Genomic DNA, 15049 nt, shown 5'->3' on the forward strand with positions numbered 1-15049 from the left:
CAGATGCTTTAAGGTAAATCGTGTCCTGCAGCAAAATACAGGTCATACCATTCTTGACGTGTTAATTCGATATCGGCACCTTTAGCAGAATCTGCAATATGCGTTGGTGTCATTGTTCCTATAATTACTTGAACTTGACCAGGCCATCTTAAAATCCAGGCAGCAGCTATTGCATTTTTACCTACATTATATTTATCGCCTATTTCTTGTAATTTCCTATTTAGTTCTGGAAATTTAGGATTATTAATAAAAGTTCCTTCGAAATTTCCATATTGAAATGGTGACCATGCTTGCAGAGTAACATGATTCATCCTTAAAAATTCAAGCAAACTGCCATCATGATTAATCGAAGCATCATCAGCCATATTGGTGTGAAAGCCAAAATCAATCATTCCCGTATGCATTAAGCCAAACTGCAGTTGATCAAACATTAGTGGCTGACTTACTACACTTTGAAGCATCCTGAATTGTGCAGGATTGAAATTCGATACACCAAAAAATCTAACCTTACCTTTTGCTTGTAAGATATCAAAAGCTTGCTTGATGCCATCTAAATCCATCATAGCATCCGGTCGATGCAAGACAAGACTATCCAAATAATCGATACCCATTCTCTTTAAAATACCATCTACTCCATCTAAAATATGCTTTTTGGTGAATTCATAGCGTGAACCATACTTGCCAGCTGGTCCAAACACAATTCCAGTTTTTGATTGGATGAACAGATCTTCACGTTTGATGTTTGACAATTTTAAAGCTTCGCCAAAAACTTCTTCGGACTTTCCCCCACCATAAATATCAGCTGAATCAATAAAGTTAACGCCATTTTCATAAGCAGTTTTAATAGCTTCGGCTGCGTGCTTTGGCGCTTTTGCATCCATTCTCATAATACCTAAGGCCATATTTGGAATATCTAAACTTGTTTTTCCTAATTTTGTTGTTTTCATTTTCATGTTTTTCCTATTTACATTGAAACCGATTACACGAAAATGATACATATGATTTTAGAAGACGTAAAGTGCTTTTTAACAAAAAAGATCCAGCCTTTCGACTGGATCTTTTAAAGTATGCTGACTAAAGGATTCGAACCTTCGACCTCATCATTACTAATGACGTGCTCTGCCAACTGAGCTAAGTCAGCACGTTGCTTAACGCAATTATTAATTTAACCATACAACTAACAGTAATGCAAGCAATTTTTTTGTAATTTGGTTTTTCATACAAAAAGACTAAAATATAGTTCAGTAATTATCTATGTATTAAGGAGATCTTCACATGTCATTATCGTCATTTGTTTCTTTACCGACACAAGTTGACTGGCTACTAAGAATTTTAGTTGCTGCTTTATGTGGTAGTGCAATTGGTTATGAGCGTGCCACCCAGCGTAAAAGTGCCGGAATTCGTACCCACATGGTAGTTGCTGTGGCTTCGGCTTTATTCATGATTGTTTCTAAGTATGGCTTTTTTGACTTACTAAACATGCATGATATTGCACTTGATCCATCAAGAATTGCTGCTCAAATCGTAACTGGTATTTCCTTTATTGGCGCTGGCACGATCTTAGTTAGAAAAGAACAAATTTCTGGACTAACAACAGCTGCGGGAGTTTGGGCCACGGCTGCAATTGGAATGGCCATTGGTGCTGGTATGTATTTAATTGGAATTATCAGTACTCTGTTTTTATTTTTAATTCAAATACTCTTTCACGACGATTCATTTATCAACTTCATCATTTTGCATGTGCGCTTCAATGTTCAGATCGATGCCACTAACCACCCTGGCATTTTAGATGAATTAAAACAAAAGCTAAGCGAAAATGAAGTTGAACAAATTTCAATGAAAATTCTAGACGTCTCCGATGATCACATCTTAGTAAATGTCGATGGCGTCATCAGAAATCGTAAAGATGAAAATGACATTATTTTAACTCTTGAAAAAGATCGAGATATTAACCGCATTAATTACAGTCGTGGCGGAATGTAGCAAAAAAGCCTCACTTCAAAGTGAGGTTTTTATTTCCCAGGAAATATTTATAGTGGATATTGATATGGAAATTGTGCTGCTTGAGGAACATCTTGCCAGACCACAGTATGGCCAGCCCCATGCGAACAAAACACTGAATTAGGCGTATTTTCTAAATCAGATTCTGGGTCATAATTTTTATTGGAAATAATAGTTTGGGCATTATGGCAGTCAAAATAGCCTTTAACAACACATTCAAGATTTCCTTGTCCATGAGTATAAGTACGAACGCTAGTGGCATAATCACGCATTTGCTCAACTGGAGCACTCCCTGTTAAAACTGCTTGATCATTGATGGTTTGTGGCGTTTCAAATTGGCCGCCCATTTTTTGAATATCATTCATTGCCCGACCCACTTGATCTTGCGGTATTTCTAGACGGAAATCATACCATGGTTCAAGCAGCTTTAAGCTATTTTGAGCTCTTAATTCCATTAATCCCTGTCTGACTGCTCGCCAAGCAGCTTGTCTAAAGTCACCGCCAACTGTGTGGACATTGCTACCGCGTCCGCCAATCAGAGTTATCTTCATATCAGTTATCGGAGCACTGATTAAAACACCAAGATGTTCTTTTGCCTGCAAGGCAGTCATAATTTGATGCTGCCAATTTTTAGTTAAGACTTCAAGACTGCATTTATTTTCAAATTGTAGGCCGCTTCCTGGTTGTCCTGGCTCAAGCAGCAAATGCACTTCTGCATAATGACGTAGCGGCTCAAAGTGGCCTACTGCTTCGATTTTATTTGTGATCGTTTCTGCGTATAAAATATTTCCTTCTTCAAATTGAATATGCAGATCAAATCGTTCTTGCATAATTTGCTCAAGAATTTCTAACTGCACCTGACCCATAATTTGAACATGAATTTCTTGCAGATGCTCTGACCAAGTAACATGCAAACTCGGATCTTCATCTTCTAAAATACGCAACTTTTCCAAACAGACATTAATATCATTATCCAGTGTATTTAGCTTATAGGTCAAAACCGGACGCAGTGAGTTTTCAATCCGATCTTTTTCTTTACCCAAACCTTGACCTGGATAAGTTGACGTTAGCCCAGTAGCAGCTACAACTTGTCCTCTTTTAGCTACTGGCACAATTTCGAATTTTTCACCATTATAATTGCGGAGCTGATCGATTTTTTGATCAGGTAAGATTTCGCTTTTAGCTTTTAATTGACCGCCAGCAACTTTAATCCAAGTTAGGCGCTGGCCTTTTTTATCGTGAGAAATTTTAAATACGCGAGCGCCGAACGCAGAACCATATTGTGGCTGAAGGCTCCATTCTTGGATGCCAGCAAGAAACTGCTTGATGTTTTCTAATTTTAGAGCTGAGCCAAAATACACTGGAAAGACTTTTCGCTGACTGATCAAGTTTTGAATTGCGTCTTCAGAAACGCTACCAGTATCAAGATATTTTTCTAAAGTTTTTTCATCGCTTGCAGCAATATTTTCATAAAAAGCATCATCTTCATTGCTAAAATCAATACAGTTCTGATTAAGTGATTTTTGAATTTCAGACAAAGATTGTCCTTTATCGCTACCAGCCATATCCATTTTATTTACAAAAATAAAAGTTGGAATCTGGTATTTTTCTAGCAAATGCCAAAGAGTTTTCGTATAACTGGTCACGCCATCGCTAGCGGCAATTACTAAGATTGCATAATCTAGTGCAGTGAGGACTTGCTGAGTCTGACTTGCAAAGTCAATATGGCCTGGAGTGTCGAGCAATGTTAGATGCATATCAGGCATTTGAAGTTGAGCTTCATGAGAAAAGATGGTGATGCCGAGTTTTTTCTCTAAACTATCAGAGTCTAAAAAAGCATCGCCATTATCAACGCGACCCAACTTGCGGAGATTTCCCGCAGTATAAAGTAAGCTTTCTGATAAAGTAGTCTTTCCTGCATCAACGTGAGCAAGAATTCCCGTAATTAGTTCTTTCATAATTTTTATTTTCCTTTAAATTAATTACTTTTATTTTTGTCCAAGTTGTTAAAATATGCAAAATATTATTTCCTAGGAAATGATATTCACTAATTCTTGGGCTAAAATTGAAGGTAGATTGCTTTTTTATGCATATTATTTGACGCTGAGTCCGATTCGGCTTCATGATTAAATAAATAAGACTTTTAAGATGTTAATATTTGATATGCTAAGCTACAATAATTAAACATTTCAAAAATTATTTTTATCCACTACTTTATTAGACCAAAAATACTAAAATAAACATATATACTTTCATGAAAGGAGTATTGGATGCCTAAATTACTAGACTACATTCGTTGGCGTGGCGACTTATCTTTTGAAAGTCAGCCTTTTAACAGCGTCGATGCTGCCCTTTTTGCCCACCTGATTTATTTACCATATGATTCATCAGTTGGCGGACACAAAATTGGCGAAGCTTCAAAAAGACTTTTATTCAAGCGCACTAAACCTTATCAACTAAATAAAATGGACACAACAGAAATAGAACTATTGCCATTAAGCGATCGCTACCGCAAAATGGAGATTCTCGATTGGACCGACTACATGCAAAAAAAGCCAGCAGTTCAATTTACTGCAGCAACTATTCGCTTAAATAAAGATACTATTATCGTTACTTTTCGCGGAACCGATGGCACAATGATTGGACTTAACGAAGACGTCGACATGTCTTACCGGCCAGAAATAGTCGGACAGACTATTGCAGCCGATTATTTAAAAGCCATGGCAGAAAAATATCCTCACGATCGTATTTATACGATTGGTCATTCAAAAGGTGGCAATTTTGCAGCTTACGCAGTTTCTGCCTTACCTATTGAAGCACAAGATCGCGTTATCAAAGCCTTTAGTTTCGATGGTCCTGGCTTTATGCGCTCGACTTACTCAAGTCCATCGTTTCAGCGGATTCTACCTAAATTAATCACCTATGTTCCAGAAGGCTCAATTTTTGGTATGATGCTTGACCACCCTGAACGAACTTTAGTTGTGCGCAGCAATGCGCATATGTTAAAGCAGCACGATCCTCGTAGATGGCGCGTTGCACGCAATGGCTTTGTTTTAGCTCCCGGCTTAAGCAATGCTAGTCGCGTAATTCGTAATTCATTTATTTCTTGGAATACTAAAATTCCTCGTGAAAAGCGCGAATCATTTTGGCTTGCACTCTTTAGTGCTCTAGAAGATGAAAAAATCACTGAATTTAACCAGTTAACAGCTAACAAATTGCGTGGTGCAATTCAATTTAGTCACGCCTATCTTTCACTTGATCCTGAAATTCGCTTGGTTGCTAATGAAATCATTTCTGACATCGCCGCTACTGCACGTCAGCACATTAATATTCCTTTTGTAAACAAAGCTAAGATCTTAGAGCCACTTGGCAATGATTCTAGCAAAGGACCAATTGTTAATGATTCTTATGATGGCTCCTAAAGTTTCACGTGTAACAAAAAAGGCCTCTTCTTATTTTTCAAAGAAGAGGCCTTTTTAACGTAGTAAATTTACACTGATTTTGGTTCTGGCTTACCTAAGATCATTGTTGCAACTCTTGTTCCTGCCCAAACAGCAATAAATGAAGCAAAGTAAGAAACAACAAAGAAAATTAACCAATCATGCACGCAGCCATTAATCCAAGTTTGCATTCTAGCAGCTTGTGGTATAGCTGGATTGTAGAAAATACTTTGTCCACTACAAATCAAAGTATTGAATGTATTCAATACAGCAGAAGGAATTAATGCTTGAACTAAGTTAAAGCTGACTGTACCTTCTTTTAAGTGGAATAATTTTGCTAGCCAGTTGCCCCAGTCGTTGTAAGGAACAAACAAACTAATGACAAAGACGATCATAAAGATTTCTGCCCATAACTTAAAAATTACGGTCCAGTTCATACCCAAATTATCAACTAATGCGACGGCTACAGCCCATCACAAATCCCATGATGATTGAAAGCACAGTAGTAATAATTGTGCCAAAATGACTCTTTAAAAACATCCTAATTCACTCTTTTCTTGTCCTAAGCAATTAATGAGCTGAGGCACCAGTACTTGCATCGCTATTATTTTCTTCAAAGGCAGTATTAGCTGCGATGCGACCAAAGGTAAAGATATCAGCTAATGAGTTTCCACCTAAACGGTTACCTGCGTGAATACCACCGGCATTTTCACCAGCACTGTAAAGTCCCTTAATTGGCTCTCCTTGCTTATTCAACACGCGAGCCTTAGTATCGATTACTAAACCACCCATGGTATGGTGGATAGCTGGCTTACGTGGTGTTGCGTAAAATGGACCAACTTCGCATTTAAGCCCTAAAACATTCTTATGAAATTCTGGATCAGATCCTTGGTCAACATAAGAGTTGTAAGTCTTAATGGTTTCTACTAAAGTATCAGGATCCATGCCAATTTGTTTTGCCAAACCTTCTAAAGTATTATCTCTAAATAAGGTTCCGGCCTCAACTTGGGCATCAAGTGATTCCTGAGTAGTGTTATAAGCAGTATCCTTAATCTTGTCATCAGCAATCAAGTAGAACAAGCCACCGTTAGCAATTGCTGCTTTAGCCAAAGTATCACGTTCCGCAAACTCATTTACAAAACGCTTACCCTTTTGATTAACCATGATGAAGTTTGCAGGTGGAGTTTGAACACCAGTAAAGATTTCACCAGTCTTAGGATCAGATACAGGCATCAATTGGATAAAGCCCATGCCGAACAAATCAGCGCCAGCTTCAAGTCCCAAATTAATACCATCGCCGGTGATAGATGGTGAGTTAGTTGTGGCAATATCGTCGTCAATCTTTTGCCAGTAAGTGTTGTACTTTTGAACCATTTTCGTGTTAGCACCAAAACCACCAGCAGTTAAAATGACAGCTTTGGCATGAATAGTAACTTTACTGCCGTCTTTTCTTTGAGCAACTACGCCTTTAACTACGTCATCTTCGATGATCAAGTCCATTGCACGAGTTTCAGTTAAAAGATGTGCCCCATGTGCTTTAACCCAGTCTCCTAAAATATGAATATAGGCATAACCCATTGGTTCAACTGGCTTATGTCCTCGACGCCAGAGTCCACCAACTGGCTCAGTTACGTCGTCATTATCAAACTTAACGCCCAAATCAGCTAACCACTTAACTGAATTCAAAGCATTAATTACTAATTCATGGACTAAAGCATATTTACCGTGAATTTCATTGCCCTTTAAGTCAGTTCTCTTACCACCTAAGTAAGTTTGAATTTCGTGAAGTAAGGTCGAATCAAATAAGTAATCTGCACCTAAACCAATGTAGTCTTGAATTTGTTTTTGCAGTTTCTTAAAGTCTTCCTGATATTCTGGATCGATTTTTTCAATTGGAGTTGCAGCAAGTTCTATTAAGGTGTCTTTTTCACCAGGCAAAGCCTTAAATTTTTCTTGCCATTCAGGTTCAGCAGCATTCATTGGGCCACCAGCACGGCTAGTGTTACCACCAATTTGTGGGTACTTTTCCAAGATGACTACATCTTCGTCATGTTGAATTGAACGAACTGCTGCAGCAAGGCCGGCACCACCAGCACCGACAACAACAACGTCGGTCGTCATTTCTTCATCTTGAGCTTTTTGTGAAGCAGGTTTAGCGCGATTCTTCCATTCGTTGCTATCGCCACCAGCTTCGTCAATTGCTTGGGCTACTCCATCGATTACTCCGTGGCTAGAAATAGTAGCACCAGAAACAGTATCAACATTCAAAGTTTGGTTATCAACGATTTGCTTAGGCAAACGTTTAAATACTTCGTCAGCTACGCCACGAGTTTCGCCGCTTGAATCAATACTGATGGCAGCGATCTTATCTTCATCGATTGTAACTTCCATTGGCATAAAGCTTGATCCATGTCCCTTAGCTTTTACTTCGTATTTTCCTGATTTCATATTCATAATTATTAACTCCTAAAAACGTTTCCAATTGCTTTACAAGTTTATTTTATCGACCCTTTATTTTTTAGTGAAATAGTTTTATTACAAGTACGCTATAATAAAATTATTATCGCTATATATACAGAGGTTTATTTATGAACGATCCTGACGAACTACTCCATACCTTGGATATGCTCTTAAAAGAAAGTAATTTTACTAAAGCAGCACGCGAGCTCTATATTTCTCAGCCCTATTTAACGCAATTAATTAAGCGAATTGAAAAAAGAGTGGGAGCTAAAATTATCAACCGCGATGTCCAGCCTTTTACGTTGACGGAAGCTGGTTTGATTTATTACAAATATCTAGAAACGATTTCTTATGACGGCTTGCAGCTAGAAAGACAGCTGGCGCAATTTTCTCATCCAGAAAAAGAAATCATCCGAATTGGTATTTTAGAAAGTTTGGGCTCTTATTTACTTCCGGCAATTCTGTCCTCTTTCTTACAAAAGCATCCCAATGCCGAAATTCAGCTCTTTGAAGCTTTCCCTAGAAAAACTGAAAAGCGTCTTTTAAATGAGGAAATCGACTGCTATATTGGTCAAACGCCCGATGCTATTTCTCGAGGATTAGATTTTTATACTAACGGTGGCGAGCAATACTATATCGTCATCCCATCAAATTCGAAATACTTTCAGCCAAACAAGTTTATCTTAGAACCAGATGAATTAGACATCAAAGAATTGCTCAGCCAGCCACTAGTTTTGAGCCAGCCAGAGTCGGCGATTCGGCACCAGATAAATGGATTGTTGCAAACGTTTCACGTGAAACCACATATTGTTATGGAAAGCAATAGCGTAATTACGGTTGCTAACCTTGCAGTTAATGGCATTGGTTTAACCATTTCTTCAGCAAGTATTCTCAAGCGCTTGCGCCATCAGCCAATTAATTTATTGCCGCTCGATCGCAGCTTAATCATGATTAAGTTCTTTATTGCAGTAAAACAAGGGCGTAAACATTCACAAGCTTTGCAAGATTTAATCAAAACCTTCCAGCAAATCAAACTAGAACCATCAATTCACTAAAAAATAAAAGGGATCGGAAAATTTTCCAATCCCTTTTTGAGTTGAGTAGTAAAGTTTATTTTTAATTATTTATTTTCTAATGCTGCACGAGCTAATTCAAAATCGCCTAGCGTAGCCGAACCATTATCTGCAACTGCCGGAGTGACAATTAACTCATCTAAGTCTGGAGTTGCAACATAGTTATTATTGAATTGATCAAAGAATTTACGTACTTTGACTAAATCATCTTCGTTTAAGACAGAGCCACCAACAACCATTACATCAGGTCTTAAAGTCATATAAGCATTATACAAACATTGGGCAACGTAATATGCCACATAAGTAAAGACCTTGTTATCACGGCTCAATTTTTCACCAGGAATTCCGGTTCTAGCTTCAAGAGAAGGACCAGCAGCCATCCCTTCAACACATTTATTTTGGTGGAATGGACACTTGCCTTCATAATCATCGCCTGGATATGGCGTAACCAAAGTATGGCCGATTTCTGGGTGATTGTTTAAGCCAACGAACTTTCCAGCTTGAACGATTCCAGCGCCAACTCCCGTCCCAATTGTAATGTAAAAGTAAGTCTTACTATCATCTTTACCGCGGGCAATATATTCGCCATAACAAGATGCATTAACATCAGTAGTCATTGCTACTGGAACGCCTAATTCTTTTTCAAAGTAGCCTTTAACGTTTGTTCCAGACCAACCACGTTTTGGCGTATCCAAAATATAACCGAAAGTTCTGGAATTAGGATTAATATCAATCGGGCCAAAAGTACCGATTCCTAAAGCATTTACTGGATACTCTTTAAAGAATTGAGCAGTTTTAGCCAAAGTTTCTTTAGAATCAGTCGTAGGAATTCTCTTGCGTGCTACAACTTCACCAGTTTCTGCATCTTGAACTGCGGCGATAAACTTAGTTCCGCCAGCTTCAATACTGCCGAGATATGTCTTTTCTGTCATTTCATTTTCACCCTTTTTATATAGATTTTTTGTTTTTTAGATAATACGCTCTTATATTATAAAGAAGATTATGGTAAAAAGTAAGTGCTTTCAATGTAAAAAATGTCATTTATCGCCATACCATCTATGGCAACTAAATGACATTTATTTTTTTAGCCCTTTATTTGCTTGGATCATCATGCGTGTAATCCAGGTTAGAAAATCTGTTATATGGCTTAGAGAACATCAATTTAACGGTTCCTCTACTACCAGAACGGTTCTTTTCAATGATAACTTCAACTTCACCATTATCTTGTTCTGCCTCGACTTCGCCATCATCGCTGTCTTCATTTTCATCGCGATAATAATCATCACGATATAAGAAAGCAACAATATCAGCATCCTGTTCAATGGAACCAGATTCACGAATATCTGATAAAACTGGCCGCTTATCTTGTCTTTGTTCAACTGAACGCGACAACTGCGATAGTGCAATTACTGGAATGTGCAGCTCTTTAGCTAACTTTTTTAACTGACGCGAAATAGCAGAAACTTCTTGCTGACGCGACTCGCTTCTTGGACCTTCGATCAACTGCAAGTAGTCGATTACAACTAGGCCTAAGTTACCTTTTTCTTTAGCTAAACGGCGTGCTTTAGCCCTGATTTCGCTCATTTTAATGCCAGGAGTATCATCAATATAAATACTCGTCCGATCAAGCGAACCAGCTGCGACAACCAATTTGCGCCATTCATCTTCAGTTAATTGACCAGTTCTAAGGTGCTGCGAATCAATCAAGCCTTCTGAAGCCAGCATTCTTTGCACTAACTGATCAGCACCCATTTCTAGAGAAAACATGGCAACGGTCTTATCCGTATGCAGTCCCACAAATTGTGCTACGTTTAGGGCAAAGGCCGTTTTACCAACACCAGGACGCGCTGCTAGGATAATCAATTCATCATCATGAAATCCTGTCGTCATTTTATCTAATTCTTGAAAGCCTGTTGGTAGGCCCGTCACCATATTTCCATCGTCAGGAATATTATTAATGGCTTCGACAGTTTCATTTAAAACGTCATGGATCGATTTAAAGCCTCCTGAAGCATTTTCCTGGGAAACATTCATAATTGAACTTTCGGCATTATCTAAGATGTCTGTGACGTCGTCAGAGCCTTCTATGGCATTTTGAATGATACGTTGACTTGTTGTAATTAAATTACGCAATAATGCTTTTCGCTTAACAATTTGTGCATAATAAGTCACGTGCACTGCCGTTGGCGTAGCAATTGCTAATTGAGAAACATAAGCTAGTCCGCCGATGTCTTCAAGCTGATTTTTCTTTTTTAATTCATCTTGCAATGTCACAACGTCAATAGCGCTGCCACGATCTGCAATATCAATCATTGCGCTAAAAACCAGACGATTAGCATGTTCATAAAAATCGTCTGGTTCTAGTATATCTGAAGCTTCAATAATCGCTTCTGGGTTTAAAAAGACGGCACCTAAGACCGCCTTTTCTGCCTCACTATCATGAGGTATTTGTTGAGAAACAACATTATCCATTTTTAATTAATCTTGCTCCGTAATATGAACGCGAACTGTTGATTCTACGCCTTTGAACAACTTAACTGGTACATTAGTATAACCTAAAGACTTAATTGGTTCAGGCAATGATAATTTACGTTTATCAATCTTAATGCCGTATTGCTTTTCTAAGCCCTCAACAATCTTCTTACCAGAAATTGATCCAAACAAACGTGAATCAGTACCAGCCTTAGATTTAAAGTTAACAATAGTCTTGTCATCTTCAAGTTGCTTTTTAATTTCTTGTGCTTCAGCTTTTTGAGCCTCATACGCATCTTTTTCTGCCTTTTCAAGGCGCTTTAAAGTATTAAGGTTTGAACTAGTAGCTTCTTTAGCAAGTCCTTTTTTAATTAAAAAGTTTTGAGCGTATCCATCTGGAACTTCCTTAACTTGGCCTCTTTTACCTTTTCCTCTAACATCTTGAGTAAAAATAACTTTCATAACTATTACTCCTATTCATTTTCTTTTAAATATTCATCAATTGCCTTAAGCAATTCGTCTTTTGCTTGCTCAACTGTTACATCTTCAAGCTGAGTAGCCGCATTAGACAAGTGACCGCCACCGCCTAATTTTTCCATGATTACTTGAACATTGATTTCACCCATAGAGCGAGCCGAAATTCCAATAGTAGTCTTACTGCGTCTGGCAATCGCAAAACTTGCATCTACATGCTCTAATGATAGAGCAGTATCAGCTGCTTGAGCCACAATAACTGGGTTATAAATTTGATCATTTTCACCCATTAAAAGCGCCATATTCGGCTTGATCATTTCAATAGTTGATACTAAATGGCTGCGCTGCAAGTAATTATTGATATTTTCTTTTAATAACTCTGCCACAACTGTTGAATCTGCTCCAATTGAACGTAAATAACTAGCTGCATCAAAGGTTCTAGTTCCTGTACGCAAGGAGAACTCTTTAGAATCAACTGTAATTCCGGCCAGCATGCCAGATGCTTCAAGTGGACTTAACACGCCCTCTCCGCCTTGTGGCTGGTATTCAATCATTTCAGTTACAAGCTCACAAGTCGAAGATGCATATGGCTCAATATAAACTAGCATTGGATTTTCAGGAAATTCTTCACCACGTCTATGGTGGTCAATAACAATCAACCTATTCTTCAATCTATTATATAGTAACTGGTCATAAGTAATTGAGTACTTAGAGTGGTCAGTTAATACTAGCAATGAATCATCGGTTGCCTGATCTAATGCATCTCCAGGACTGATAAAAATATCTTTATCAATTCCAGCTGCTTTCATTTTAGCAACTAATCGCCCAACATCATAGTTCACATGTTCAGTATCTAAAACAACATTAGCTTTAACGCCGTGAACTTGCGCAATTTTCACAATTCCAATTGCAGATCCAATCGCATCTAAATCTGGATTGCGGTGTCCTTGAACAAAAACTCGATCAACGCCTTTAAATAATTCTTCAAGTGCTTGAGAAACCATTCTTGCACGAACGCGGGTCCGTTTTTCCATTGGGTTAGACTTACCGCCATAAAAGCGAGCATCTTTACCAGGCCGCTTAACTACAACCTGATCACCGCCTCGTCCAAGAGCTAAGTCCAAGTTCGATTGAGCTTGATCCGCAATTTCGTTCAAACTTTCAGAACCAAAGGCAATTCCGATAGATAAAGTAAGTGGCGTATTGCGACGACTTGATTCTTTTCTAATTTTATCTAAGATTGAGAACTTATCTTCTTCCATCTTATCCAAATCAGAAACGTGAGCCAGCAAAATAAAGTGGTCCTCATCAATTCGCTTCAAATATGCATGGAATTGTTTAGCATATTCATTGAGCGATTTTTGAACGTATGAACTCATATCGGTCAAATCTTGATCGCTCATGGCCTGGCTTAATTCATCATAATTATCAATAAAAATTAGGGCAATTGCCAAACGTTGCTGCTTATATTTTTCTTCGATATTAGCATACTTAGTAATATCAAAAAGATAAACGACGCCGAGATTATTTTGGACGACCATTTCAAATTTATGATTGCCCCAAGTAATTACTCGGTTTTGCGAAGTTTTATCATCAATTGCTTCATTAATGAACTGATAAAGCTGCGGATCGACTGATTTAATCGATGATCCAATGGCGTCTTTATCTTTTAAATAAAGCTGCAGATAAGGATTAATCCATTGAATCTGTTGATCATCATCATATAGCAAAATACCTAGCGGCATTTTAATCATAGCTTCTTGTTCGCCGCGTTTTATTCTGTAAGATAAATTGGCCGCATAATTATTAGCATTGCCAGCGAGTACATATGTCCCGTATACTGCAAACGCACAAGTCAAGACAAACAACAAAAACATCGCTAAGCCATAAAGCGGGCTAATCAAAAAGCCGATAATGGCTCCAATTAGGGATAGCACTAAGATAATAATTAGAGATGCTGTTAATCTTGAATCCTTAATGAATGCAGGCAATTCTAATTTTCGTAAAAAATCTTTCATAAAGATCCTTTCTGATTGCATTAACATCTAGAAAATAGTGTACACTGCGTTAATTTATATTATACCCTAGTAAAGAATGATGTGTGGATAATTTAAAGAGCAAAAGCCAAATAAAAGATATCCACATGTGGATATCTAAAATAAAAAAGAGCAACTTTTTGCTCTTTTATCACATCATATCATGTTTCTTCAAGTACCACAGCAAAACTAGCATTACTAAAATGGTGCCAATTGTAATCAAAATCCAGTCAGCCGTGCTATTGAGAATCGGCAATTTAACGTTCATCCCGAAAAATCCAGTAACAATAGTCGGAATAGTTAAAAGCAGCGACCAAACCGTTAAGAACTGCATGGTATTGTTTAGGTTGTTATTCAAAATATTATTAGACGTTTTAGAAATTTCTTCAGTCACTTCGTTATAGATCTTAACCATCTGCGATGATTGCTGAACTTCGATGATAATGTCATCACACATTTCTTCTTCAGATGCATTCATATGTAGACCTGATTTTTTATTTTTAACAGTTTCAAGCATCATTAAATTAGTTCTAATTGAACTAGATAAGAAGACTAAACTTTTTTCTACTTGAGCTAGTGCCTGCAAATCTTTATTTTTAATTCGACCACTTAAGTGACTATCTAAAACAATACGTTCACTATTTAACTGACTTAAAGCTCTTTGGAAATATTTAGTTACCGAAAATAGAATCGCAAAAACTAATTCTTTTTCACTATGGATTGTTTCATCAGTTTTTTGACGAAAATCTTCAATCATATAAGTCGTATCTGGAGTATGGACCGTAAATAAAGTACCACTAACCATCAAAAATTTAATTGGCAACGTTGTAAAATGGTCTGCATCTTCAGTTGGCCAAATCGGTACATCGTAAACGAACAAGTCACTATTAGTAATATAATCGTGATCAAAGTGAGGACGTTCATGAAGGTCGTTGATATAAGAAATAATCTCTGAAGTAAGATGGAACTTAGATTTAAGTATTCGAATATCATGATCATCTAAATTGTAGATATCATACCACTTATATTTAAAATCGTATTGGCCTGGTAAACTTTGTTTAATGATCATTGTCCAATCCCCTTTTTTAGCTTG

General features: G+C 37.6%; 12 protein-coding genes and 1 tRNA gene. 3 read left to right on the top strand and 10 right to left on the bottom strand.

The window, feature by feature from the left end; translation table 11 throughout:
- Nucleotides 1-8 precede the first annotated feature (8 nt).
- Together BN55_RS07305 and BN55_RS07310 are read right to left on the bottom strand one after the other, a co-directional pair.
- Nucleotides 9-947 (bottom strand): aldo/keto reductase, encoded by a 939-nt coding sequence (locus tag BN55_RS07305; RefSeq protein WP_008471416.1) that lies wholly within the window; start codon nt 945-947, stop codon nt 9-11.
- 121 nt (nt 948-1068) lie between these two features.
- A tRNA-Thr gene (locus tag BN55_RS07310) sits at nt 1069-1141 on the bottom strand.
- Nucleotides 1142-1275: 134 nt separating this feature from the next.
- Here BN55_RS07310 and BN55_RS07315 point away from each other — a divergent pair.
- Complete coding sequence (locus BN55_RS07315; protein ID WP_008471417.1) at nt 1276-1983, top strand: MgtC/SapB family protein; 708 nt, start codon at nt 1276-1278, stop codon at nt 1981-1983.
- Nucleotides 1984-2030: 47 nt separating this feature from the next.
- Here BN55_RS07315 and BN55_RS07320 read toward each other — a convergent pair whose 3' ends face one another.
- A complete protein-coding gene (locus tag BN55_RS07320; RefSeq protein ID WP_008471418.1) occupies nt 2031-3959 on the bottom strand; it encodes an elongation factor G in 1929 nt (642 codons plus the stop codon).
- A 312-nt stretch (nt 3960-4271) separates the two neighbouring features.
- Between BN55_RS07320 and BN55_RS07325 the strand changes: the two genes are divergently transcribed.
- Entirely contained in the window at nt 4272-5423 is a 1152-nt protein-coding gene (locus BN55_RS07325; protein WP_008471419.1) for an Mbeg1-like protein, read from the top strand.
- A 68-nt stretch (nt 5424-5491) separates the two neighbouring features.
- Here the strand turns inward: BN55_RS07325 and BN55_RS07330 are convergent, their stop codons facing one another.
- Both BN55_RS07330 and BN55_RS07335 read right to left on the bottom strand, forming a co-directional pair.
- A complete protein-coding gene (locus BN55_RS07330) occupies nt 5492-5878 on the bottom strand; it encodes a hypothetical protein (protein WP_008471420.1) in 387 nt (128 codons plus the stop codon).
- Nucleotides 5879-6011: 133 nt separating this feature from the next.
- Nucleotides 6012-7889, bottom strand: a complete 1878-nt coding sequence (locus tag BN55_RS07335) for a flavocytochrome c (protein WP_040469507.1) — start codon at nt 7887-7889, stop codon at nt 6012-6014.
- 140 nt (nt 7890-8029) lie between these two features.
- Between BN55_RS07335 and BN55_RS07340 the strand changes: the two genes are divergently transcribed.
- On the top strand, nt 8030-8956 hold the full coding sequence (locus BN55_RS07340; RefSeq protein ID WP_008471423.1) for a LysR family transcriptional regulator: 927 nt from the start codon (nt 8030-8032) through the stop codon (nt 8954-8956).
- 65 nt (nt 8957-9021) lie between these two features.
- Here BN55_RS07340 and BN55_RS07345 read toward each other — a convergent pair whose 3' ends face one another.
- The 5 genes from BN55_RS07345 to BN55_RS07365 all read right to left on the bottom strand — a co-directional run bounded on the left by BN55_RS07345 (nt 9022) and on the right by BN55_RS07365 (nt 15025).
- Nucleotides 9022-9906, bottom strand: coding sequence for an ROK family protein (locus BN55_RS07345; protein WP_008471424.1), 885 nt, complete (start codon nt 9904-9906; stop codon nt 9022-9024).
- Between the two features lie 160 nt (nt 9907-10066).
- Nucleotides 10067-11446, bottom strand: coding sequence for a replicative DNA helicase (dnaB, locus tag BN55_RS07350; protein ID WP_008471426.1), 1380 nt, complete (start codon nt 11444-11446; stop codon nt 10067-10069).
- Nucleotides 11447-11452: 6 nt separating this feature from the next.
- On the bottom strand, nt 11453-11908 hold the full coding sequence (gene rplI, locus BN55_RS07355) for a 50S ribosomal protein L9 (protein ID WP_008471427.1): 456 nt from the start codon (nt 11906-11908) through the stop codon (nt 11453-11455).
- Nucleotides 11909-11919: 11 nt separating this feature from the next.
- Nucleotides 11920-13938, bottom strand: coding sequence for a DHH family phosphoesterase (locus BN55_RS07360; protein WP_008471428.1), 2019 nt, complete (start codon nt 13936-13938; stop codon nt 11920-11922).
- 169 nt (nt 13939-14107) lie between these two features.
- Complete coding sequence (locus BN55_RS07365; protein WP_008471429.1) at nt 14108-15025, bottom strand: magnesium transporter CorA family protein; 918 nt, start codon at nt 15023-15025, stop codon at nt 14108-14110.
- Between the last annotated feature and the right edge of the window lie 24 nt (nt 15026-15049).

The sequence above is a fragment of the Lactobacillus hominis DSM 23910 = CRBIP 24.179 genome (assembly GCF_000296835.1).
Lineage (GTDB): Bacteria > Bacillota > Bacilli > Lactobacillales > Lactobacillaceae > Lactobacillus > Lactobacillus hominis.

Coding starts and splice junctions, on each gene's coding strand:
- BN55_RS07305 (WP_008471416.1), bottom strand. CDS start 947: ATGAAAACAACAAAATTAGGAAAAACAAGTTTAGATATTCCAAATATG.
- BN55_RS07315 (WP_008471417.1), top strand. CDS start 1,276: ATGTCATTATCGTCATTTGTTTCTTTACCGACACAAGTTGACTGGCTA.
- BN55_RS07320 (WP_008471418.1), bottom strand. CDS start 3,959: ATGAAAGAACTAATTACGGGAATTCTTGCTCACGTTGATGCAGGAAAG.
- BN55_RS07325 (WP_008471419.1), top strand. CDS start 4,272: ATGCCTAAATTACTAGACTACATTCGTTGGCGTGGCGACTTATCTTTT.
- BN55_RS07330 (WP_008471420.1), bottom strand. CDS start 5,878: ATGAACTGGACCGTAATTTTTAAGTTATGGGCAGAAATCTTTATGATC.
- BN55_RS07335 (WP_040469507.1), bottom strand. CDS start 7,889: ATGAAATCAGGAAAATACGAAGTAAAAGCTAAGGGACATGGATCAAGC.
- BN55_RS07340 (WP_008471423.1), top strand. CDS start 8,030: ATGAACGATCCTGACGAACTACTCCATACCTTGGATATGCTCTTAAAA.
- BN55_RS07345 (WP_008471424.1), bottom strand. CDS start 9,906: ATGACAGAAAAGACATATCTCGGCAGTATTGAAGCTGGCGGAACTAAG.
- dnaB (WP_008471426.1), bottom strand. CDS start 11,446: ATGGATAATGTTGTTTCTCAACAAATACCTCATGATAGTGAGGCAGAA.
- rplI (WP_008471427.1), bottom strand. CDS start 11,908: ATGAAAGTTATTTTTACTCAAGATGTTAGAGGAAAAGGTAAAAGAGGC.
- BN55_RS07360 (WP_008471428.1), bottom strand. CDS start 13,938: ATGAAAGATTTTTTACGAAAATTAGAATTGCCTGCATTCATTAAGGAT.
- BN55_RS07365 (WP_008471429.1), bottom strand. CDS start 15,025: ATGATCATTAAACAAAGTTTACCAGGCCAATACGATTTTAAATATAAG.